The sequence below is a fragment of the Candidatus Nanopelagicales bacterium genome (genome assembly GCA_030700225.1).
In the GTDB taxonomy this organism is placed as follows: Bacteria; Actinomycetota; Actinomycetes; order S36-B12.
The window spans coordinates 44,202-66,802 of sequence record JAUYJT010000027.1; the positions used below are offsets into that span (position 1 = coordinate 44,202).

The 22,601-nt window shown below is 65.0% G+C and carries 17 protein-coding genes, 1 pseudogene and 1 riboswitch; of the genes and pseudogenes, 10 read left to right on the forward strand and 8 right to left on the reverse strand.

Annotation, left to right across the window (positions count from 1 at the left end; all coding sequences use genetic code 11):
* Positions 1–5: 5 nt before the first annotated feature.
* Genes Q8P38_03620 through Q8P38_03630 form a run of 3 tightly spaced genes read right to left on the reverse strand, consistent with a single transcriptional unit; the run spans position 6 to position 3,597 of the window.
* Positions 6–821 carry an ECF transporter S component gene (locus Q8P38_03620; GenBank protein MDP4013698.1) on the reverse strand — a complete coding sequence of 272 codons (816 nt, stop codon included), beginning with the start codon at positions 819–821 and terminating at the stop codon, positions 6–8.
* Entirely contained in the window at positions 818–2,470 is a 1,653-nt protein-coding gene (locus Q8P38_03625; GenBank protein MDP4013699.1) for an ATP-binding cassette domain-containing protein, read from the reverse strand. The genes Q8P38_03620 and Q8P38_03625 overlap by 4 nt, the downstream gene beginning before the upstream one ends.
* Entirely contained in the window at positions 2,467–3,597 is a 1,131-nt protein-coding gene (locus tag Q8P38_03630) for an energy-coupling factor transporter transmembrane component T (GenBank protein MDP4013700.1), read from the reverse strand. Before Q8P38_03630 ends, Q8P38_03625 begins: the two co-directional genes overlap by 4 nt.
* A gap of 75 nt (positions 3,598–3,672) precedes the next feature.
* Positions 3,673–3,800: riboswitch (cobalamin riboswitch) on the reverse strand.
* Between the two features lie 129 nt (positions 3,801–3,929).
* Between Q8P38_03630 and ettA the strand changes: the two genes are divergently transcribed.
* The 6 genes from ettA (at position 3,930) to Q8P38_03660 (ending at position 10,687) form a co-directional block, all read left to right on the forward strand.
* Entirely contained in the window at positions 3,930–5,624 is a 1,695-nt protein-coding gene (gene ettA, locus Q8P38_03635) for an energy-dependent translational throttle protein EttA (protein ID MDP4013701.1), read from the forward strand.
* A 229-nt stretch (positions 5,625–5,853) separates the two neighbouring features.
* The gene (locus Q8P38_03640; GenBank protein ID MDP4013702.1) at positions 5,854–6,951 is read left to right on the forward strand and encodes a hypothetical protein; all 1,098 of its coding nucleotides are present in this window, start codon (positions 5,854–5,856) and stop codon (positions 6,949–6,951) included.
* A gap of 25 nt (positions 6,952–6,976) precedes the next feature.
* Positions 6,977–7,528, forward strand: coding sequence for a hypothetical protein (locus Q8P38_03645; GenBank protein MDP4013703.1), 552 nt, complete (start codon positions 6,977–6,979; stop codon positions 7,526–7,528).
* Positions 7,529–7,671: 143 nt separating this feature from the next.
* Complete coding sequence (locus tag Q8P38_03650) at positions 7,672–9,222, forward strand: S41 family peptidase (GenBank protein ID MDP4013704.1); 1,551 nt, start codon at positions 7,672–7,674, stop codon at positions 9,220–9,222.
* A gap of 115 nt (positions 9,223–9,337) precedes the next feature.
* Positions 9,338–9,763: an NfeD family protein gene (locus tag Q8P38_03655; GenBank protein ID MDP4013705.1), complete on the forward strand. Its 426-nt coding sequence runs from the start codon at positions 9,338–9,340 to the stop codon at positions 9,761–9,763.
* A 15-nt stretch (positions 9,764–9,778) separates the two neighbouring features.
* On the forward strand, positions 9,779–10,687 hold the full coding sequence (locus Q8P38_03660; GenBank protein MDP4013706.1) for an SPFH domain-containing protein: 909 nt from the start codon (positions 9,779–9,781) through the stop codon (positions 10,685–10,687).
* Positions 10,688–10,701: 14 nt separating this feature from the next.
* On the opposite strand, the gene Q8P38_03665 is transcribed toward Q8P38_03660, so the two are convergent.
* Both Q8P38_03665 and Q8P38_03670 read right to left on the reverse strand, forming a co-directional pair.
* Positions 10,702–11,643: a mechanosensitive ion channel family protein gene (locus Q8P38_03665; protein ID MDP4013707.1), complete on the reverse strand. Its 942-nt coding sequence runs from the start codon at positions 11,641–11,643 to the stop codon at positions 10,702–10,704.
* Positions 11,640–13,769: a prolyl oligopeptidase family serine peptidase gene (locus Q8P38_03670; protein MDP4013708.1), complete on the reverse strand. Its 2,130-nt coding sequence runs from the start codon at positions 13,767–13,769 to the stop codon at positions 11,640–11,642. Before Q8P38_03670 ends, Q8P38_03665 begins: the two co-directional genes overlap by 4 nt.
* Positions 13,770–13,875: 106 nt before the next feature.
* Here Q8P38_03670 and Q8P38_03675 point away from each other — a divergent pair, with 106 nt between their 5' ends.
* The 3 genes from Q8P38_03675 to malQ are packed head-to-tail and all read left to right on the forward strand — an operon-like array spanning position 13,876 to position 17,779.
* Positions 13,876–14,229 (forward strand): LapA family protein, encoded by a 354-nt coding sequence (locus Q8P38_03675; protein MDP4013709.1) that lies wholly within the window; start codon positions 13,876–13,878, stop codon positions 14,227–14,229.
* The gene (locus Q8P38_03680) at positions 14,226–15,653 is read left to right on the forward strand and encodes an amidase (GenBank protein MDP4013710.1); all 1,428 of its coding nucleotides are present in this window, start codon (positions 14,226–14,228) and stop codon (positions 15,651–15,653) included. Before Q8P38_03675 ends, Q8P38_03680 begins: the two co-directional genes overlap by 4 nt.
* On the forward strand, positions 15,650–17,779 hold the full coding sequence (gene malQ, locus Q8P38_03685; GenBank protein MDP4013711.1) for a 4-alpha-glucanotransferase: 2,130 nt from the start codon (positions 15,650–15,652) through the stop codon (positions 17,777–17,779). The genes Q8P38_03680 and malQ overlap by 4 nt, the downstream gene beginning before the upstream one ends.
* Here the strand turns inward: malQ and Q8P38_03690 are convergent.
* Positions 17,773–18,141: pseudogene (locus tag Q8P38_03690) on the reverse strand (ERAP1-like C-terminal domain-containing protein). The gene malQ and the pseudogene Q8P38_03690 overlap by 7 nt on opposite strands.
* A gap of 83 nt (positions 18,142–18,224) precedes the next feature.
* Here Q8P38_03690 and Q8P38_03695 point away from each other — a divergent pair.
* Entirely contained in the window at positions 18,225–19,217 is a 993-nt protein-coding gene (locus Q8P38_03695) for a fibronectin type III domain-containing protein (protein ID MDP4013712.1), read from the forward strand.
* A gap of 57 nt (positions 19,218–19,274) precedes the next feature.
* Here Q8P38_03695 and pepN read toward each other — a convergent pair whose 3' ends face one another.
* Both pepN and Q8P38_03705 read right to left on the reverse strand, forming a co-directional pair.
* The gene (pepN, locus tag Q8P38_03700) at positions 19,275–21,860 is read right to left on the reverse strand and encodes an aminopeptidase N (protein ID MDP4013713.1); all 2,586 of its coding nucleotides are present in this window, start codon (positions 21,858–21,860) and stop codon (positions 19,275–19,277) included.
* 66 nt (positions 21,861–21,926) lie between these two features.
* A complete protein-coding gene (locus Q8P38_03705) occupies positions 21,927–22,397 on the reverse strand; it encodes a hypothetical protein (protein ID MDP4013714.1) in 471 nt (156 codons plus the stop codon).
* Positions 22,398–22,601: the final 204 nt, after the last annotated feature.

Consider the following 22,601-nt stretch of genomic DNA (forward strand, 5'->3'; position numbering starts at 1 on the left):
TCGCTTCACTCGTCGACGAACACCGGGCGTGCGGCGAAGTTGGCCTTGCGCGTAGACCTCCGGATGGACCGCAGAATAGGGCTGGCAGCCACGAGAATGAGGATTACGTTGCCGACCGCTCGAGGAATGTCGAACCCAAGAGAAGTCACCGCGCAGTAGACCAAATACCGGCTCAGATTCGTCGTCAGCGGGTCGCCGGGAACGAACGAAATGGACGAGTCGAGATTGGTCAGGAACGGCCAGAACCAGAGGTTGAGCAGGAGCCCGAACATGAGTCCTGCCACCGCGCCATACGCGGCCAACATGACAACCTCTGCCCGACCTTTGGCTCGGGGAAGCAGTCCCGCACCTAGCCCTACCCAGGCGGCACCGAGCATCTGGAACGGTAACCAGGGCCCGATTCCACCCATCAGCAGGGCCGAGCCGAACATCGACACCATGCCCAAGGAGAACCCGAAGCCGGGGCCCAGAGCGCGACCGCCCAGGATCAAGATCACGAACATGGGTTGGAATCCGGTCACTCCCGCTCCAAGGGGCCGCAAGATGGCCGCGATGGCCGCCAGTACCCCGAGCATCGCTAGGGCCTTGGAGTCGATGTCTCCGGAGGAGACCTCGCTGAGCATGACCAGAAGCAGCATCGCCAGGAGCGCTGCGAACAGCATCGGCGCATTCGAGTTGTGAGCCAGCTGGGAGTCGGGGCTGGCCAGCAACGGCCACAGAAACATGAGCAGACCGGCGGCGGACACGAGCAAGAGAGTGACGAAGGACCTCCGGGACAAGCGCATCGCCTGGACCCGTTGCGGCATGGTCGCGGCGGTCACGGCCCAGCCTCACCGGCGGCTGCGCGGACCTCGGCCACCGTCAGGAACGGTAGGGGGGACAGGATCTTGGCGACTTGAGGAGCGAACGCCGGCGACGCCGTGACAGCTCGTCTGGCGAGTTCATCCGCTACGACTTCGCCGTCGGCCAAGAGTGCGACGCGGCTGCAGAGCCCCGCCACGAGTTCAACGTCGTGAGTGGCCAAGATGATCGCAACGCCGGACTTCGCCATCTCCCGGAGGCGATCGCTCAGCCTGGCCTTGGCCTCATAGTCCAGGCCGCGCGTGGGCTCATCGAGTAGCAGGACCTTGGGCTTGGCGCTGAGCATGATCGCTAGCACGAGCATCAGCCTGCTTCCCTCGGACATGTCGCTTGGATGGGTTTGAACGGACAGTCCGGGAAGCAGCCAATCCAGGAGTTCGCGCGTGGTGCCCGGCTGAGCTCGCGCATCCTTGTCGGCCGCGTGACACTCGGCGCCTATCGACTCAGCCCAGAGCAAGAGCTGGGGCTCCTGGGGGACCATTGCCACCTTGCGCAGCAGATCAGTGCCGGCCAGGGAGGCTGGGTCGCGACCCAAGACCGCGGCTGACCCGCTGCTGGGCACGAGGCTGCCGGCGATCGTGGCCAGGGCGGTGGACTTGCCCGCTCCGTTGCGCCCCATCACCGCGACGATTTCCCCAGGGCGGAACGCGAGGTTGACATCGCGGAGCGCTAGCAGGTCGCCGCGCCGGACAGTGACATGGCGAAGCTGCGCCACCGGCGGCTGATCGGTGGCAGAGGAGTCTTGGGGATGGGCAGCTGTTGCGCCATCGACACAGTCTTCTGGGGCGGGCGAGTCCTTCAGACGCGTCCGAAGCGGTTCAGCCGAGCGTCGGGCGTCCCGGACTGACAGTGGCAGGGGCCGCCAGCCAGCCCATCGGCCGAGCTGCACCACGGGGGGCGCGACAGGGGCGGTGAGCATCGCCTCAGATGGATCGGCGAAGTCCGATACCCGGCCGTCGTCCCCGATCAGGACAATCCGATCGGCGAATTGGACCACGCGCTCCAAGCGATGCTCCGAGACCAGCACTGTCAGGCCCAGGTCGAAAACGAGGCGCTGGATGGCGGCCAGGACTTCCTCGGCGGCCTGAGGATCAAGCGCGGACGTCGGTTCGTCGAGAACCAGCACCTTCGGATGAGTCGTGAGCACCGAACCGATCGCGACCCTCTGCCTTTGCCCGCCAGATAACGTCCGAAGCGCTCGCTGCCGCAGGTCCGCCAGGCCCAGTAGGTCAAGGGTCTCCTCTACCCGCCTGCGCATGACCATCGGCTCGATAGCCAAAGACTCCATCGTGTACGCGAGCTCGTCTTCGACAACATCCGTGACGAATCCGGCCTGGGGATCCTGCCTGACCATGCCCACGACGTCCGCCAGGTCACGGGGGGGATGATCCCTGGTGTCGCGGCCGTCGACTGTGACGCGGCCCGAGAACGTCCCGCCCGTGAAGTGCGGGACGAGTCCGTTGACACAGTTCAGGAGCGTGGACTTCCCCGAACCCGTGCCCCCGATGACCAGGGTCATCTCGCCCTCCGGAATGGACAGGCTGACATCGCTCAGCGCTGGGCGCGCGGCGTCCGGGTAGGTGATGGTCACTCGATCGAAGTCGATCACGCTGGCACCTCACGCGGCTGGGCTGGCAGTTGGGTTTGTGGATGGGGTACACGCGGGGAAGCGATGGCGGGGAAAGCCGCGACAATGACAGCGAGTGTCGTGCCGATGGAGACATCTGGCCACGCGGGGGGCGACGCTGGCCCCACCAGGATCTGCGCTGAGCCTAGGGCTACGAAGACGACGGCCGGGACGAATCCCAGAGTCGACACAATCCACTCCGGCAACCCCCAAGGGTCTGGACGGTATCGCGTGCGCAGCACCCGCCTACCAGCGAAGATCCCGCCGAGGATGGCCATGAGGGTTCCTGCCAGGAGCATCGGCCAGCCGAGCACAGGAACTCCTTCGACGCCGGGGGATGCTCCCTGGAGCAAGGCGTACAACCCGATCACCGCACCGAACAGCCCGGTTATCACAAGGACCGCGGTCACGGCCCGGGCACGGGGTGTCTCGCCTGTGCCTCGGCCGTACCCACGCGAGTCCATCGACGCGGCCAGCGCGATCGATCGCTCGAGTGCTCCGTTGAAGAGTGGCATCGCCATCTCGGTCCACGCGCGCAGACCTTTGGTGGCCCTTCCTCTCAGGCGGCGGGCTCCACGAATCCTTACGGCGTCCGACACCATCATCGGGGCGAACGTCAGGCACACCACGACCGCGACCCCGACTTCGTAGAGAGCCGCTGGGACGATCCGCAGCAGGCGGCTGGGGTGGACAAGCGCATTCGCGGCCCCCACGCACGCGAGCATGACGGCCAGACGCAGACCGTCGTACACCGCCAGCAGAAGTGCATCCGCTGTGACAACACCACCGAGGTGGATGCCAGCGATCCAACTGGGCAGCTGAATCTGCGGCAGCGTGAACAGGGGAGTGCCCACCTGCGATGAACCGACGAAGACCTCGAGGATGACTCTCAGCCCGACGACGATCAGACCGAGGCGAAGGAACGCCCCGAATGACTTCGCCCAAGGCCCGGGAGCACGACGCTCGGCGACCACTAGCCCAGCGACGGCCGCGATCAGGATCAGCAGGATCGGGTTCGTCGTGCGGCTGGCCGCGGTAGCCAGCCCGAGCGCCCACAGCCACCACGCGCCCGGATGCAGCAATCGTGGGGCGAAGGACGACGGCGCCACGATGCCTCCCATCGGGCGGTCCGGGCGGGCGTCGCGCGACTTGCGCCACCTCCGTTCCGCAGACCACGGCGGACTCATGCAGGTAGCTTCCGCAGCGGGCGTTCCGGCTCACCTTGCTGGTTCACGGCTGCGGGTCAGCGTCGGAATCTCACCGACTTCCCCCACCGCGGAGCTAGCGGCAGTCTAGGGGTCGGCTGGTGTGAATGCCTGGCATTGCCGACCTGGCCTTCGCGGCGCGGCGGGGTACCATCGCCTCGCGCGGCATTGTCGAGGGCGCGACGCTGCCTGGTTGGGCGAGCGGACGAGACGAACAATCGAGGTGGGAGTTCAGCGTGGCCGAATTCATCTTCACGTTGAATCGCGCCCGCAAGGCGCATGGCGACAAGGTCGTTCTGGACGATGTGACTCTGGCCTTCCTGCCCGGTGCCAAGATCGGCGTGCTCGGACCGAACGGGGCGGGGAAGTCCAGCTTGCTCAGGCTCATGGCGGGTTTGGATGAGCCTTCCAACGGAGAGGCCAGGCTCAGCCCCGGTTACACCGTGGGGATGTTGGCGCAAGAGCCCGAGCTGGACGAGGACAAGACAGTGCTCGGCAACGTCCAGGAAGGCGTGGCCGCGACTCAAGCACTGCTGGATCGCTACAACGAGATCTCAGCTCAGATGGCCGATCCTGACGCGGATTTCGACGCTTTGATGGCCGAGATGGGGCAGCTTCAGGAGAAGATCGATCACCGCAACGCCTGGGATCTGGATTCGCAACTGGAGCAGGCGATGGACGCCCTCCGGTGCCCGGCTCCCGACGCGGACGTGAAGGTGCTGTCCGGAGGCGAGCGGCGTCGCGTGGCGCTGTGCCGCCTGCTCCTCGAGCAACCGGATCTGTTGCTGCTGGACGAGCCCACGAACCATCTCGACGCCGAGAGCGTGCAGTGGTTGGAGCAGCACCTCGAGAAGTACGCCGGAACCGTCATCGCGATCACGCATGACAGGTACTTCCTGGACAACGTCGCTGAGTGGATCTTGGAACTCGACCGCGGCCGCGCATATCCGTATGAGGGGAACTACTCGGTCTACTTGGACAAGAAACGGGCCCGGCTGAAGGTCGAAGGCCACAAGGACGCGAAGCTGGCCAAGCGCCTGTCGGACGAACTCCAGTGGGTGCGCTCCAGCGCCAAGGCCCGCCAGACCAAGTCGCGCGCGAGGCTCGAACGCTACGAGGAGATGGCCACGGAGGCCGACAAGACCCAGAAGCTGGACATGGATGAGATCCAGATCCCGCCTGGGCCGCGTCTTGGCACTCTGGTTGTGGACGCCGAACATCTGACCAAGGCGTTCGACGATCGCGTGCTCATCGACGACCTCTCGTTCACTCTGCCGCGCAACGGCATCGTGGGTGTGATCGGCCCGAACGGAGTCGGCAAGACGACGTTGTTCCGCATGATCCTGGGCTCCGCAGCCGGAACCGATGACAAGGCCGACCTTCCGACATCGGGGGAGATCCGCGTGGGGGACACGGTTCTGATGTCGTACGTGGACCAGTCGCGCTCGGGCTTGGCCGGGGAGAGGACCTTGTGGGAGGTCGTCTCCGACGGCCTTGATTGGATCAAGGTCGGTCACGTGGAGATGCCGTCGCGGGCGTACGTGTCGGCGTTCGGCTTCAAGGGCCCCGATCAGCAGAAGCCGGTGAAGGTTCTTTCCGGCGGGGAGCGGAACCGGCTCAACCTGGCGCTTACGTTGAAGATAGGCGGCAACCTGCTGCTGCTGGACGAGCCGACGAATGACCTGGATGTTGAGACCCTCGGGAGCCTGGAGAACGCTCTGCTGGAGTTCCCGGGATGCGCGGTGATCACGTCCCATGACCGCTGGTTCCTGGACAGGGTCGCGACCCACATTCTGGCGTACGAGGGCGACTCCCAGTGGTTCTGGTTCGAGGGCAACTTCGACTCATACGAACGCAACAAGGTTGACAGGCTCGGGCCGGAGGCGGCTCGTCCGCACCGGGCGACCTACCGGAAGCTGACGCGCGGCTAGTTGTTCTACGTGTGAGCAGACTCGCCAGTTGTTGGACGGCCATGCTTGCGTGGGGTTGACAGCATTGGGGTGCTGACGTAGCGTGACGGCGTGATCGCACACGGGGGAACCCGGAAGGGCAAGTCGGCTCTTGTGGTTGGCGCGCGGATGTCAGTTGGGGCGATGGGTGCGGCGGCCGTCGCTGCCCGGAGCGGGCAGTCCAGCGAAGGTCGCGACAAACTACCGCCGGATGCAAGACAAGCTGTTCATCCCGCATCCGGAGGAATGGGGCGGTGCCTACGTTGACGGTGACACACTGGTGGTCAATACCGTGCGGCGATCGCCTGTCAGGGCGGCGAAGGTGCTTCGGAAGATCGGTGTGACGCGTGGGGTCACGATTCGCAAAGTGGATGTGTCGATGGCCCAACACGACACCGTGACCGCGGATGTAATGAGCGACCCTCTCCTGAGAGGCAGCGTTGTGGCGGCCGGTCCTGAATACAGAAACAGTCAGGTTGTTGTCGGGGTCCGAGACGGAGTCTCGTTGACGCGAGCGGCGAAAGCCAGGCTGAAGACGATCGCAGCGCGATCTGGCGTGCCGACCACTACCTATAACCATCGGGGAGATCCGGTCCTCACGAACCGCTACTGGGATACCTCGCCCTACAACGGTGGGGACAACGTGAACTTCGGGCCAGGAGGTGGCTGCTCCAACGCCTTCGCGTGGAAAGGCGGCCAGTACATGGTCAGTGCCGCACATTGCTACACAAGGTCGGGCTTGCGGGTGTTCAGGTACAAGACCGGAACGAAGTCCGTTGGCAAGCAGATCGGGAAAGTGCTGTGGTCGTCTGCCAATGCGTCTGGAACCACCGCCGACAGGCATGGCGACGTTGTCGTCTGGAAGGCCACCGGGGGTCTGAAAACCGTCGGCCGCATCTACACCGGGACGGGCAACGCGACCGCGAAGAGCGCCGTCAAGGACCGGACCAGCCTCCCAGAAGGCTGGAAAGGCCCGAACCTGTACACATCAGGTGCGGGACCTTTCTACGGCAACGGGTCGGGGCAGATCAATCCCGACTGGATTTCACTCGTGAACCAAACGATCTACTTCCGCGACACCAAGGCAACAGTTGCCAACCTGACCGTCGCGGAGCACTCGTCCGCGTGCATCGGTAAGGGGGATTCAGGTGGGGCGTTCTATCTGACGCGTCCGTCCGGCGGCGTTAGAGCTGTTGGCGTGATCAGCGGTACCAACAACGGGGGCGGCTCGTGGACCAACTGCCGCAACTACTACACACCATTGGAGTACGTGGCCAGCGACTTCGGCGGAGCGGTCAAGAAAGAGTAGGTCCGCAAGGAAGATGAGGTCTGACATGAGTGCGCACCGAGAAGTTGATCCGCCCACGGGCCGGCCAGTCCGTCCGCGCTCCCTGTGGCAAGTGGCGCTTGCTTCCGGATTCGCACTCGGGACCGTTCTGTTCGGGTGGTACTCCGTGTATGCCGCGCAGCAGGGGCGTGCCGAGATGGCGTACTACCATTCGGATTCCTACATGTCTGATGGCTTCTTTGCCACGGTTGATCTTATCGCGTCTGGTGTGGCGGGCACGCTGAGCGTTGTGTGTCTGTGGAACGCGATTCGATTCGCGAACCGGTTCATACGCGAACCGGTTCGTTGGCGGTCACTGCCGTCGGGGGCGCTTGCTTCCGGATTCATATTGGGGACCATTCTGCTTGGGTTGTACTCCGCGTATCTGGCGTACCATGGACGTGCTCGATTCCTGGACTTTGATCCCATGCGCGACTTGTCTGATGATTCGATTGCCATGGTTGAACTCGTTGGGTCTGGTGTAGCGGGCACCCTGAGCGTCATGTGCTTGTGGAACGCGATCCGGTTCACGGTCCGTTTCATGCGCGAACCTTCCTGACCGTTGCCCGAACCCCTAGCCGAAAACCGGGGAAACCTGAACCGGCTCGCGGAGTCCCACGTCCTCAGATCCTTTTCCCCGCTCTCGGCACGCCTCACGCCACTCGGCGGCGTACGGTTGAGAGGGCTCGCGAGGAGACCAACATGCGCGCACGACGCACGGAACTCAACACGACAGCCGCACGTGAAGCCGGGCAGCGACGCGCGGCACCACGTGGGATACGAAGCGGCGCGTTAGCTTTGGCGGTGGTGACCGCGTTGGGGCTGAGTGTCTTGCTCACGCCGTCCAACGCATCCCCGCCGATGCCCAGTGCCGCCGCCTACACGCCGCCTGCGCCAGAGGACTTCAGTGCCCTGACCTGGACCCAGGCCTTTCGCGCCCTGAACAAGAAGATGTCGCGCGAGTATGCGTTCACCAAGTGGAAGCGGATCAAGTGGCATTCCCTGTACGAGAAGTACGCTCCTCGGATTGCCCGGGCGGAAGCGACGGACAACCGGCAGGCCTACTACCTGACTTTGCGCCGCTACCTACACAAGCTGCGGGATGGGCACGTCTCGATCAAGCCCAACGTCGAGGCTTTCGAGGAGGCGCTTGTTGGCGGCGGATTCGGGCTGACCGTGACGACGCTGGACACGGGAGCAGTCGTCGCGACATGGGTCAAGCGGGGTGGACCCGCCGATATGGCAGGTATCGAGCGTGGCGCGCGGATCCGCAAGTGGGGCGGCAAGCCGGTGCTGAAGGCGTTGCGGAAGACGCCGACGGTCTTCGGGCCGAGTCAGCCCACTACCGCGCGGAAGAGGTCCGAGCAGCTGCGCTTCCTCGTGCGGGCTCCCATCGGCGTCAGGCGAACGGTTGTCTACGAGAATCGCCGGGCGACCGCGCGCGAGCGCGTGAAGCTTCGGGCGGTCGATGACGGGATGGAGACCCTCGAGCGGACCGATGGTTCGTCCGTCCTGGCGAAGGGCCAGTGGCCCAAGCGCATGGTTGAGCACAAGATCCTGCCGGGCGACGTGGGCTATGTTCGCATCTACGCCGAGATCGACCTGCCCGCTCAGTTGCCTGGTGACCACACGCCTACGGTCAAGCTCTTCCGCCGAGCGATCCGCGACTTCGTCAACGCGAAGGTTGCGGGCGTGATCGTCGATGTCCGGTCCAACTCCGGCGGCTCGGATCAGATGGTCGCCGACTTCATGGCCTCGTTCTACAGCAGGAGAGCCTTCTACGAGTACCAGAACTACATCGTGCCAGCGACCCGGAAGTTCCAGATCTGGATCGCGGACGACGTCACTGGAGAGTTCCGCTCCAGGGGCAAGGGCGTCTGGATCAAACCGGCGAAGAAGCGCTACCAGGGACCCGTGGTGGCACTAGTGGACAACGCCTGCGTGAGTTCGTGTGAGGGCGTGGCGATGGGCATCCAGAACCTGCCCCGCGGTCGCGTGGTTGGCTTCTACGGCACGAATGGTTCCTTCGGGATGACTGGAGACGCGGCGGTCATGCCGGGCGGCCTCGAGATCGACTGGCCATACGGCCAATCTCTGGACAAGCGCAAGGTCGTCCAGATCGACACCAGGAATGGCAAGGGTGGAATCCTGCCGGACCGACCCATCCCCATGACCCTGAAGAACGCCCTGCGGTCAGCGGCTGGGCGCGATGTCGTGCTCCGCCGGGGGCTTGGGACCCTGAGACGCATGTGACTGTCGACCATCCAGGGTGTGCGTCGCGCGGCCGTAGCTCGGCTCAACGCCTGACCAGAGAGGCTGACGGTCGGCGTGGTTGGGCGGGCACGCCGGGCTGGACTACTCTGCGTGGGTGGACGCATGGTGGGTGTGGCTGGCAGCGGCCTTGGTGATGGGAATCGTGGAGGTTACCACCGGGGGCACTCTGGTATTCGGAATGCTCTCTGTGGGGGCGCTCGCCGCTGCTGTGGCAGCAGCTGTCACGGTAACCGAATTCGTCCCTTGGCTGGTGTTCGCGCTGGTTAGTGTCGCCATGCTGGCGCTCGTTCGTCCAGTCGCGCGCAAGCATGCTTGGACGCCGGGCCACCTGCGCACGGGCACCGCTGCCCTGATCGGGCTGGAGGCAGTCGTCACGCAGCGGGTCACCGGCTATGGGGGACAGATCAAGTTGCGTGGTGAGGTGTGGTCGGCGCGGTCGTTCGACGTCGACGAAGTGTTCGAACCGGGGATCATGATCCGGGTGATAGAGATCGAGGGTGCTACGGCACTCATCGCGTGAGTCGGAGGTGTAGTTGTGGCGAGTGCGACAGGCTGGGTAGTAGGCGGGCTCGTGGCCCTCTTCGTTCTAATACTCCTGGCCAAAACGGTACGCATCGTGCCGCAGGCCAGTGCTGGGATCGTGGAACGCGTCGGCCGATACCAGCGCACGCTAGGCGCGGGGCTGAGCATCGTCATCCCGTTCATCGATCGTGTCCTGCCTCTGATTGACCTCAGAGAGCAAGTGGTCAGCTTCCCGCCGCAGCCGGTCATAACGGAGGACAATCTGGTGGTCCAGATCGACTCGGTGATCTACTTCCAGGTGACCGACCCGAAGGCAGCCACCTACGAGATCTATGACTACATTCACGGAGTCGAGCAGCTGACAGTGACCACATTGCGCAACGTGGTCGGCGGCATGGATCTAGAGCGAACCCTGACGTCGCGCGAAGAAATCAACCTGGCGTTGCGTGGCGTGCTGGACGAGGCGACAGGGAAGTGGGGCATTCGGGTCAACCGCGTGGAGCTAAAGTCGATCGACCCGCCGCCCAGTGTCCAGGAGTCGATGGAGAAGCAGATGAAGGCGGAACGCGAGAAGCGCGCCTCGATCCTGACCGCGGAGGGAGCCAAGCAGTCGGCGATCCTGACTGCCCAGGGTCGGCGCGAGTCAGATGTGTTGACCGCGCGGGGTGAGGCGGAGGCGAGGATCCTGCGGGCTCAAGCCGAGGCCGAATCGATCAAGGGAGTGTTCGCCGCCCTGCATGACGCCGACACGGACGAGCGTGTACTGGCATACCAGTATCTGAAGTGCCTGCCGGAGATCGCGGAAGGTACGGCAAACAAGATCTGGGTGATCCCGGCGGAGCTCAGCTCGGCGATGACAGCGCTGCGCTCCGCGTTCATCGATCCGGAGGCCGTCCGTCGAGCGGCAGAGCCGACTCGCTAGGCGGCGGGCTAGGCCTAGGCAGGCGCCTGCGGTGCGCGGATTACAGGCGGGATCCTGATGTGGTCCTGGTCGAACGCGCGCTTGATACGCTCCCTGATGGCACGCGTCAGCGCCACCTGGTCATCGGGCGCGGCTCTGGCTATCGCACGCACGATTACGGCGTCACCGGTGACTGACTCCACGCCCACATACTTCAATCCGTCCAGCAAGGAGTCCGCCCAGTCGGGGTCCTTGGACATCTCGTCCGCGACCCGTTCTATGGCCGACTTGACCGCGCCCAGGTCTTGGTCGTAGGACACGGGAGTATCGACGACGGCCTGGGTCCAGCCCTGGGATCGGTTCGCGACCCGCAGAATCTCGCCGTTGCGGACGTACCAGACCACGCCAGACCCGTCGCGAAGCCGGGTGACGCGCAGCGTCACCTCATCGATAGTGCCGACCACCTGGCCGAGGTCCACTACGTCGCCGACTCCGTACTGGTCCTCAAGAATCAGGAAGATGCCGGAGAGGTAGTCCTTGACGAGGGTCTGGGCGCCGAATCCGAGCGCGATGCCTATGACGCCAGCACTGGCGAGCAACGGCGTGATGTCCAAACCCAGTAGGGGTAAGACCATGAGCACCACGACAACCCAAAGGAACACGCTAAAGACGCTGCGGATGAGCTGCCCCATCGCCTTGGCCCGCTGCTCACGGCGTTGCTTGAGCAGCAGGAACGCGGACGAGGGACGACGGCCGCTGCGTGTCCGGGGCTTGGAGTCGATCAACTTGTGGACCGTGTGGTGGATCATGAGGGCAATGCCGGCCTGGATGAGCACAGCCAGGGCCAGGATCAGGGCGATCTTGATCAGCGCGTTGGATTCGAGGAGAGTTTCCAACCACCCGATCGGGTTCGGGGTGGGAGCTGGCTTCGCTGACGGCGTCGCCGGAGGCGAAGGCGAAGCTGCGAGGAATATCACGGTGCGTCCTCTTCTCTGGGCTCCTGACCGGCTTCGAGGCCTGTCATGTGAGCGGCGAACGCCAGAGATTCCGCGACTTCGGCCACCGACCGGTCCAGCGATCGCACTCCATGGCCGACGTCGGTCTCGGTGCGGATCAGGATCGGATCTTCGCTCACGGTGGCATGTTGGAGCGCCGCGACCATCTTGCGGCCATGCATGGGATCGGTTCGAGTGTCGTTGTCGAACACCATGACGAGGGTCGCCGGGTAGTCAACTCTTTGCTCCACGTGGTGATAGGGGGAGTAGGAGCGAAGCCAACCGAACTGCTCTGGGTCCGTTGGGTCGCCGTATTCGGTTGTCCATGTGGCGCCCAAACTCGACGTCGTGTACCGGATCATGTCGAGCAGCGGCGCGGTGCAGATCACGGCTCCGAGAAGCTCAGGGAACTGCGTTAGTGCGGCTCCCACGAGCAAGCCGCCGTTGGAGCCGCCGCTGACGCACAGCCGCTGCGGCGCTGTCCAGCCGGTGTCGATCAGCCACCGCGCGGCCGCCCGGAAGTCGTCGAAGACGTTCTGCTTGTTCGCCAGCATCCCTGCCCGGTGCCAGTCCTCGCCTTCCTCGCCGCCGCCGCGCAGATTGGCCACCGCGTAGACGCCGCCTGCCTGAACCCAGGCAAGGGCAGTCGGGTTGAATGCCGGGCACAAAGAGATCCCAAATCCTCCGTATCCATACAGAAGCGTCGGAAGTGGAGCGAGCGGCTTGGCGCTGGGAGAGATCAGATACATGCGCACATCAGTGCCGTCTCCCGACTGGAAGGTCACTTGCTCTGTGTGAACGCTCGGAACACGTACATCTCCGGGGGGCTCGGCCCAGAGCGTTGTCTCACCAGTGATCACGTCGTACCGAAATATGCGAGGTGGAGTCACGTAGTCGGTGTAGGCATACCAGCAGCTTGTGCCCCCTTCGGGGCGCGTGACCGGGCCGGTGAGAGTCCCCAATCCCGGGACGTCCAGGGCGCGGACACGCTCGCCGGTGGCGGAGTCGTGCAGTGCCAGTTCGCCTATCGAGTGCCGTGTGCGCTGCAGTACGAGGTACTGGTCGTGGCGGTCGGGTCCGTCGACCACTCGGAGTGATTCCAGGACAGAGTCGGGTTCCTCGGGGATTAGAGGCGTCCAGGTTCCTGGCTCTGGGGACAGCGCGGCGCCGAGCATCAGTTGGCCGCGCGGAGCTTCGAAGTCAGTCCAGATGAACATGCGATTGTCGGGCCGGATCGTGATTGAAGTCATCGCGTCCCGGCCGATGACCAGTGGCAGCAGGTCGGGCTCCTCGGGGCTTGACCGGCTCAGATCCGCCAAGTAGACGTCGTTGCGGGGAGCGGTGCCTTCGGAACAGTCGACGACCAGCCAACGCCCGTCCCTGGTGACAGACGCCGAGTAGTAGTTCGTCGCCAGCATCCCAGTGCCGAAGATCTCGGGGTCCTGGTCAGGGTCACGTCCGATCCTGTGAAGCCGCACTCGCCGGTGGAACTGTCGCTCGCCCGGCGGCAGGCCAGCAGGGTCCAGGCGGCGGACGTAGTAGAACTGCTCCTCGCCGGGAAGCCAGCCGATGGGAGAGAACCGAGCACGGTCGATCGGGCCGTCGATGACCTCACCTGACGCGACATCCAATACGCGAAGCTCGGATTCCTCGGTACCGGCCTCGCTCATCAGGTAGGCGATCCGGTTCCCCTCCCAAGAAGGCTGGAAGTCGTCGAGGGTCGTCGTGCCGGCCGGGTCTATGGCGATCGGATCGATCAGCACCCGCTCGCTACCGTCAGCCTCGACCACGTACAGGACTCCGAACTGCTGGCCCGGCTCGCGGCGCATGACGAAGTACCTGTCGCCTCGCCAGGTCGGGAGCCCCTCATAGCCGCCCATCAGTAGCGCCGAGACCGCGCTGGCGAACCCGGCTTCGCCCGCCCAGCGCGAGCGGTGGCTGTCATAGAGATCCCGCTGCCCCGCGAGCCAGGCGGTTCTCCAGCTGGCCCAGTCGGCAGGTTCATCGGGTTCGGCGGACTCAAGCCAGCGGTAGGGGTCCGGAACCTGGTCGGTGTGTACGAGGTCTCGGAGGTCGAGTCGCTGGGCGGCCGGGTAGTCAGCTGGCACGCGTTGACCTTATCGCCCTGTCTGCCGTCCGGACCGCGTGCGGAGGGATGCGTCGCGCTCGCACGGGCGCTAGCGTGAGAGCACACTCAGCCCCCAGGAGGCCCGCGTGAACACATCACGGGAAGCCCGCGAAGGGAAGCCGTCTGTTCCTGGCCGACCCGAGCCTGTCGATGTGGCCAAGTACGCGCGAGTGTTCGGCTGGCTGATCCTGGCGATCCTGGCGATCCTATTCGTGATTCTGAACAGCGGAACCGTGAGCGTCAGCCTGGTGTTCGCGCAGCGGGATGTACCGCTGTTCGTCGCGCTGCTCATCGCCATGGCGCTGGGAGCGGGGCTTGGCAGCGGGACCGGATGGTGGCTGCGCCGCCGTCGCACCCGGCGGAACGCGGGCAAGGCGGCTCCACCGGGAAGCGCGGGAGAGGCAGACAAGACGGAGAAGGGTGAGAAGCACCCAAAGTGAGCCAGTTGCACGACCTCACAGCTCTGGAGCAGTCCCGTGCTGTCCGGACGCGAGAAGTGTCGGCGGTTGAATTGACACGGCACTACCTGGGTCGCACAGAGGAACTCAGCGATGTCGTCGGGGCTTTCGTGACAGTGACACCGGACCTGGCGCTGGAGCAGGCTGAAGCGGTTGACCGCCGGGTCGCGGCCGCGGAGTCACCCGATGATCTGGGTCCGTTGACGGGCTGCGTAGTGCCAGTGAAGGACCTTGATCTTGTGGCTGGCGTCAGGTGCACGTTCGGGTCCGCCGTGTTCGCTGATTTCGTGTCCCCCCAGGACGCGGCGTTCGTGCGGGCCATGCGCGATGCGGGCTTGGTCATCACCGGGAAGACGAACGCTCCGGAGTTCGGGTTGCCGTGCTACACCGAGCCCGACATCGCCCCGTCGGCACGGACGCCCTGGGACACGACCAGATCGGCGGGCGGCTCCAGTGGCGGTGCCGCCGCAGCCGTGTCAGCTGGTTTAGCTTCAGCGGCTCAGGGGTCGGACGGTGGTGGATCCATCCGGATTCCGGCCAGCGTCACTGGGCTGGTTGGGCTCAAGCCCTCCCGTGGACGGGTGTCGGTGGCTCCGCTCGTGGACTCTGTTGGCGAGCTGGTGGCGATCGGTCCGCTAGCCAGGACCGTGGCAGACGCGGCCGCACTGCTGGATGTCATGTCCGGCGTTCAGCTCGGCGATGTGTTCGCAGCCCCCGGGCCGCCGGGGGCCGGTACGTTTCTGGCCGCGGCTTCGATGGAGCCACGGCGGCAGCGGATCGGACGGTTCTGCGTACCTCTCATCGCCGAGACGACCGTGCATTCGGACTGCTTGGCCGCCTATGAGGCCGCCTCAACGCTTCTGGCGGAGCTCGGGCATGAGGTAGTGGACATCGAGCCGCCATACAGCCCAGTACTCACCCCGCACTTCGAGGCGGTGTGGGCCACGCTGGCTGGGTCGATTCCGGTCCCGCCCGGCAAGGAGGGATTGCTGCGGCCTCTGACGAAGTACCTGCGCGACGCGGGAGAAGCGGTGACCGGACGCCAACTCGCCGCCGCCGTGGCCATGCTGCGGACGGCCGCGAGAACCGCGATCCTGGCGACCGCTGGATTCGACGCGCTCTTGACCCCCACGCTGGCCCAGCCGCCGGCGCTAGTCGGCGGCATTCGCGACGACGATGATCCCGCCAGGGACTTCGCGAGGCAGAAGGAGTTCACTCCGTTCACGGCGCCGTTCAACGTAAGTGGCCAGCCCGCGGTGAGTTTGCCGCTCGCGCACAGCCCAGGCGGGTTGCCGATCGGAGTGCAGATCGTCGGGCGCCCCTGGGGGGAAGCGGATCTGCTGAGTTTGGTCGGCCAGATCGAGCGGGCGAAGCCTTGGGTAGACAGGCGGCCACCGGTGTGGTGAGCGCTGCTGGGGCGCGGCCAGTTCAGGGACCCCTCGCGCGACTGGCGGAGGCGCACGGGGTGGCGCTTGAGTACTACGACCAGTCGGGGCAACGCCACGTCATCAGCAGAAGCTCTGTGATCGCCGTGCTGCGGTCCCTTGGCGTGCGGGCGGCCACCTCCGATGAGGTCCGCACGGCGTTGCGCGAGGCCGACTCGCATGACTGGGGCCTGATGCTTCCGCCGGTGGTTGTGTGCGGACAGGACCGGGGCGCTGAATTCTGGGTCAACACGCCGACGGGTGAGGCGGCTGAGGTGAGCGTAGCTTTCGAATCCGGCAGTGCTAGCGCCCCACTCGAACCGCTGGACAGGCCCCGGCGCTCCCGCCGGATCGAGGGCGCCAGCGTACGCAGATCGTGGTTCGAAATCCCAGCGGGTTTGCCGCTTGGATGGCACGAGGTACGGGCGGTGTCGCCATCGCGCACCGGGTCCTGTGCGTTGGTAGTGACGCCGACGAGACCTGACAGCGAGCTTCCCGGGCGGCTCTGGGGTGTGATGGCCCAGATCTACGCGCTGCGATCCTCGCGGTCCTGGGGGATAGGGGACTTGGCCGATCTGAGGGAACTCACAGCTTGGACAGGCCGCTCGCTGGGCGCGGGCTTCTGCCTGGTCAACCCGCTGCACGCCGGCCGCGTGGTACCGCCCATAGTCAACTCGCCCTACCTGCCGAGCAGTCGCCGCTTCGTCGATCCGCTGTACCTGAGAGTGGAAGACATTGTTGAGTACGGCCTGTTGCCGGATGAGGACAGGGTCGCGGCCCAAGCTGAGGCCGCCAAGTGGGCGGTAGTGGATCGAAGCTCAGAGTTGCTCGACCGTCAGAAGTGCTGGGAGTCCAAGTCACGTGCGCTTGAGTCTGTCTACAGGGTCCCCATGGGCCCAGGGCGCCAGGCCCAGTTCGAGGCATACGTCGCCAGTCAGGGTGATGGATTGCGACTGTTCGCGACGTGGTGCGCGCTGACAGAGGAGTACGGGCCCGTATGGCGTCAGTGGCCCCTGGCCCTGCGCGACCCGTACAGCCGCGACGTGGCACTGGAGGCGGACCGCTTGTCCGGACGGGTCGGGTTCTACTGCTGGCTCCAATGGCAGGCTGACCAGCAACTGGCCGCCGTCGAACAAGCGGCCGAAGGTGTGGGCATGCCGATTGGCGTGATCCATGATCTGGCTGTCGGTGTGCATGTGGACTCGGCGGACTCCTGGTACCTAGGTGACGTCTTCGCCGAAGGAGTTCACGTGGGGGCGCCTCCGGATGCTTACAACCAGCTCGGTCAGGACTGGACCCAGCCTCCCTGGCATCCGCGGCGTTTGGCGGAACAGGCGTTCGTCCCATACCGCGACCTGTTGAGAACCATGCTGCGCAACGCCGGGGGAATACGCGTGGACCACATCCTGGGCTTGTTCCGGCAGTGGTGGGTTCCCCAGGGTTGTCCACCGACGGAAGGCACATACGTGTCCATGGATCATGAGGCTCTCATCGGGATCCTCGTTCTGGAGGCCCATCGCGCCGGGGCGGTCGTGATCGGGGAGGATCTGGGGACGGTCGCGGATTGGATCAGGGACTACCTGGACGAGCGGGGAATCCTAGGGACCGGCATCTTGTGGTTCGAACGGGATCGAACCGGCATGATCGTGCCCCCCGAGTCCTGGAGGGCGCGGACCCTCACAAGCGTCACTGTGCACGACTTGCCCCCGACGGCGGGCTATGTCCGCGGAGACCACGTCCGGCTCAGGGATGAGCTGGGGCTCCTGACTCGACCTCTGGCCGAAGAGGAGCGGGCGCACGAGGCTGAGATCGCCCTGTGGCGCGAGATGCTGACCGATCGGGGGTTACTGGATTCGATCGACGCGAGCCCGGCGGAGACCGTAGTCGCTCTGCACCGGCTCGCTGCGGCGTCACCGGCGATGTTGCTGGGGGTCAGCCTGCCTGATTTGACGGGGGACCGCAGAGCGCAGAACCAGCCAGGAACCGACACGGAGTACCCGAACTGGAGGGTGCCGTTGTGCGACGAACGCGGCCATGCTGTCCTGCTGGAGGACCTGTCCAAGCTTCCCCTGCTCGATCCTGTGGTTTCGGCGGTGAGAGGTTACTGAGCGGCTGCGGTGGTGTCGGCGTCCTTGGCTTGGGCTCGCAGGGCCCGGACGGTCGAGTCGCGCCCTTCGGCGACGAGTCGCCGGGCCGCCGTAGTCAGAGTGCCGTCCGCCAGGAGTCGGTCGGCGGCTGCGACTGTAGCGTCTTCGACGAGCAGGTGCGGGTACAAGAGGTTCGTCATCGACTTGGCGGTGTCCGGGGTGCGCGTTTTCCAAAGGTTCGGCAGCGACTCGAAGTAGCGATTCGCGAACGGCCGCAGCAGATCCCGCTGCCCGGGTTGGATGAATCCAGACATCGTCGCGTTGAGAACGGCGTTGGGAAGTTCATCGGAGTCGACAGCCTGGGACCACGCCTGGTTCTTGGCGTCAGTGGTGGGGCGATCTCAAAGAAGCTGAGGCACGCCGCCGGGTTGACACCGGGGGGGGGGGGGCATGGGAGCGTGCGGCCATGAATCTGTCGCATCGCGGTTCGGTTGTTGGTCTGGTCGTGTGGGCTGTGCTTGTGGCCCTGTTGGGGGCGCTGGTGGGAGCACCCGGGGCGTGGGCGTGGCCCGGGGGGGACACGCCCCCGGACAAGACGCTCGTCGGGGCCGCGACGGGACTGAATTCTCCTGGGGATGTGGCGTTCGATGGCTCCGGGCGGATGTACGTCACCAACTACGGCGGCGACTCGGTGACGGTGTATTCGGCGGATTGGGCCGATGGGGACACCGGCCCGGTCAAGACGCTCGCTGGCGGCGCGACGGGACTGGATGGTCCAGTGGGTGTGGCGTTCGACGGGTCTGGGCGGATGTACGTCACCAACGCCAACGGCGGCTCGGTGACGGTGTATTCGGCGTCGGCCACGGTTCCTGGTGCGGCGAGGTCGGTGGGGGGTGTGGCCGGTGATGGTCGGGCCACCGTGTCGTGGACGGCTCCGGCGTCAACTGGTGGTAGTGCTGTGACGGGGTATCGGATTCAGCGCAGGGCTGGTTCGGGTTCTTGGTCGACTGTGGTGGGCAACACAGGCTCGGTGGCCAGGTCGCGGGTGGTCACTGGTTTGTCGAACGGGACTTCTTACACCTTCCGTGTCGCGGCTATCAACTCCGTGGGGGTGGGTGCGTTCTCGCCCGCTTCGGCGGCGGTGAAGCCGGTTGGTAAGCCGGGTAAGCCTGGCAAGCCCAAGGTGAAGGCGAAGCGTCACGGCAAGGCGCGTATCCACTGGGCCGCGTCGGCGTCCCATGGTGGGAAGGTGACGTACAAGATCCAGAAAGCGGTGAAGAAGAAGCACGGTAAGTGGAGGAAGGTCGCCTCCACCACTCGCCATAAGTGGAATGGGAAGGTTCCCGGTGCGAAGAAGGCCGCCAGGAAGGGCCGCGCGTTGTGGTTCCGGATTGTGCCCCACAACTCCGCTGGAACCGGGCCGAAGAGCAAGCACACGAAGGCCTGGATGAAGAAGTAGTCTCGGCCGGTGCGCTGCCGCCGTGGTGCCCTTGGGTCGGATGCTTGGTGGGATCGGCTAGGGCTGGCGCGACGGTGACCTGGAGCCCGACACGGCACCAGCGTCCTTGGCTTGGGCTCGCATGGCCCGGACGGTCGAGTCGCGCCCTTCGGCGACGAGTCGCCGGGCCGCCGTAGTCAGAGTGCCGTCCGCCAGGAGTCGGTCGGCGGCTGCGACTGTAGCGTCTTCGACGAGCAGGTGCGGGTACAAAAGGTTCGTCATCGACTTGGCGGTGTCCGGGGTGCGCGTCTTCCAAAGGTTCGGCAGCGACTCGAAGTAGCGATTCGCGAACGGCCGCAACAGATTCCGCTGCCCGGGTTGGATGAATCCAGACATCGTCGCGTTGAGAACGGCGTTGGGAAGTTCATCGGAGTCGACAGCCTGGGACCACGCCTCGTCCTTGGCCTCGGCAGTGGGGCGAGCCGCGAGAGCCAGTGCCTTGTGACGCTGTCCTGTGGATGTCGCGTCCCTGGCCGCTTCGGCTTCGATCCGTTCGCTATCGGCCCTGCCTCTGGCGGCGAGTCGCTGGAGCAGATGCCACCGCAGGTCCGCGTCGATCACCAGCCCGGGGAGGGTCTGGTCGCCAGCGAGCAGAGCGGCCACGGTGTCGAGTTGGACCGGGGTCGTCGCGAAGGAAGCGAATCCGCGTATGTGCGCGAGTTGAAGGTCGCTGCCGGGTTCTCCGGACTCCGCCAGTCCCAGCAGGTGATCGGCGAGCTTGACGGAGTACCGGTCGCTGTTCTCGGGGCAGGCGTATTGGTCGATCGCCGCTCGCGCTTGCATGAGTGCGGCGTGAACCGTTGCCACCTCAGTTTCAGCCGCCAGCCCGGAGATGAGCAGGTCGATGAAGTCTCCGCAAGACATCTCGGCGTCCCTGGTCATGTCCCACGCAGCGCCCCAGAGCAGAGTCCGGGCCATGGGGTCGTCAACCAGTCCGAGATGCCGCACCGCGGTGCGCGCCGAGACGTCGTCGAGGCGGATCTTGGCGAAGGTCTGGTCACCGTCATTGAGCAGGATCAGGTCCGGCCAAACAGCGCCGACCAGGTCGGGTACTGGAGTGCACGAGCCAGTGACATCCATCTCGATCAGCGAGTAGCGATGGACGCGTTGACCCTCGTTCCGGTACAGGCCGATGCCGATTCGGTGATCGCGCAGAACTTCAGGCAGACCCGGAGGTGAAGTCGGTGGCTCCTGGACGATAGTGGCCGACGTGATCACTCCCTTGTCGTCCGAGGTGGATTCCAAGCGCAGCAAGTTGACGCCGGCAGTTCGCAGCCACTGCCCGGTCCACCCGCTCAGGTCACGACCGCTCGCGGCCTCAAGGTGTCGCAGCAGATCGTCCAGCTCCGTGTTCTGCCACGCGTATTCGCTGAAGTAGGCGCGAATCCCCTCCAGGAACTTATCCTCGCCGACCCACGCCACGAGCTGCTTGAGGGCGCTGGCCCCCTTGGCGTAGGTGATGCCGTCGAAGTTGACGTCAACAGCGGCCAGATCCGTCATGTCCGCCGCGATCGGGTGGGTCGAAGGAAGTTGGTCCTGCTTGTAGGCCCAGACCTTGCGCATCGCCGCGAACGACGTCCACGCTTCTGTGTAGCGCGTCGCCTTGATCGACGAGTAGTGCGCCGCCCACTCCGCGAATGACTCATTCAGCCAAAGGTCATCCCACCACTTCATCGTGACAAGATCCCCGAACCACATGTGAGCCAGCTCGTGCAGGATCGTGTTGGCACGCTGCTCATACGCGGTGCGAGTGACTCGGCTGCGGAATACCAGGTCCTCCAGGATCGTGACGCAGCCAGCGTTCTCCATCGCTCCGGAGTTGAACTCTGGGACGAACAACTGGTCGTACTTGGAGAATGGGTAGGGCTGGCCGAACTCCGACTCATACAGACCGAAGCCTTGCTTGGTGAGCTGGAGGATCTCGTCGGAGTCCAGGTACTCGCTCAGGCTCCGGCGGCAGAACACGCCCAGGGGGTAGGTCCCGTGTATGCCGGTGTACTCATCCCTCACGCAGTAGTAGGGGCCGGCGACTAGCGCTGTGATGTAGGTAGCCACACGCGGCGTCGGCGTGAAGTCCCACCGCGCCGTGCCAGCATCCGCTGGCTTGGACTCGGGAGTCGGGGAGTTTGAGGTAACCGTCCAGTGGTCCGGCGCGGTGACTGACAGCTGAAAGGTGGCCTTCAGATCTGGCTGCTCGAAGCACGCGTACATCCTGCGCGCGTCGGCGGTCTCGAATTGCGTGTACAGGTAGATCTCGTCGTCGACCGGGTCAACGAAGCGGTGAAGTCCCTCGCCGGTGCGCATGTAGGCGCCGTCCGCCTCGACGATGAGTTCGTTCGCCACGCCAAGACCGTCGAGACTGATGCGGAAGCCGTTATACGCCGACGCCGGGTCGATTTCCCGTCCGTTGAGGACAATGCGACGAACTTCTGGCGCGATCAGATCGATCCAACTCGAGTCCGTCTTCGCGTTGAAGTTGACCCTAGTCGTGGTGCCGAACCTTCTCGGGCCCTTGGTCAGATCGAGCTCGACCTCATAGGCAACTACGCGCACGTTCGCTGAGCGATCGCCCGCTTCAGTTCGTGTGATGTTCGCGTCGGCCATTCGGACTCCTCCCGACGCGGAGATCCTCGCAGGTTCGAACGGCCCTCGCCGCCGCTTCAGCCAGCGCTACGTCTTTGCGATTACGACGGTCTCGGAAACTGTCACCTTGCCACTGTCGCCCGACACGGTCACGCTCACCTTGATGTCGCCCTTGGTCCAGAGCACGACCGCGCCGACCTCACTGCTGCCAAACGAGCTGGTCTGCTTGAAGCCAGCCGACTCAAACGCGCTCCCCAGTTGTTGGGTGACTGCCTTGGCGTCACCGGGGCCCTCGAAGCCAGCGGACAAGCTCTTCCCGGCTTCTGTCGCGAATTGCGTGGAAGTCTGGACCGTCAACCCTTCAGGAACGGGCACATCGGCCGGCCACTCGTCAGGCAGCGTCGCCGAGTCGCTAACAGAACCCTCGACCCCGGGGGCCGAGAAATCGACGCTACCTTCGGGGGCCACCTGGACCGACCCGCTGCATCCAGCGACGAGCAGCGCCGCACCCGCGGCCAGAACTAGGCCCGGGAGCTTCAGGGGAATGCGGGTAGCCATAGTTGCCTCCAGTGTTCGCCAAGATGGCGTTATCGAATTCCAAGACTACACGGAGCGTAGGGAAGCTCGACGAGAGCGGGTGACGGGGATCGAACCCGCACCACCAGCTTGGAAGGCTGGGGCATTGCGCGAACGATCCTCGGGTGTTCGGCCGTCGGGGCAGGTCAGCGGCGATGGCGCCGCTACGAAAGGATCCGTGGGTTT

Coding starts and splice junctions, on each gene's coding strand:
- Q8P38_03640 (MDP4013702.1), top strand. CDS start 5,854: ATGCAAGACAAGCTGTTCATCCCGCATCCGGAGGAATGGGGCGGTGCC.
- Q8P38_03645 (MDP4013703.1), top strand. CDS start 6,977: ATGAGTGCGCACCGAGAAGTTGATCCGCCCACGGGCCGGCCAGTCCGT.
- Q8P38_03650 (MDP4013704.1), top strand. CDS start 7,672: ATGCGCGCACGACGCACGGAACTCAACACGACAGCCGCACGTGAAGCC.
- Q8P38_03695 (MDP4013712.1), top strand. CDS start 18,225: ATGAATCTGTCGCATCGCGGTTCGGTTGTTGGTCTGGTCGTGTGGGCT.
- pepN (MDP4013713.1), bottom strand. CDS start 21,860: ATGGCCGACGCGAACATCACACGAACTGAAGCGGGCGATCGCTCAGCG.
- Q8P38_03705 (MDP4013714.1), bottom strand. CDS start 22,397: ATGGCTACCCGCATTCCCCTGAAGCTCCCGGGCCTAGTTCTGGCCGCG.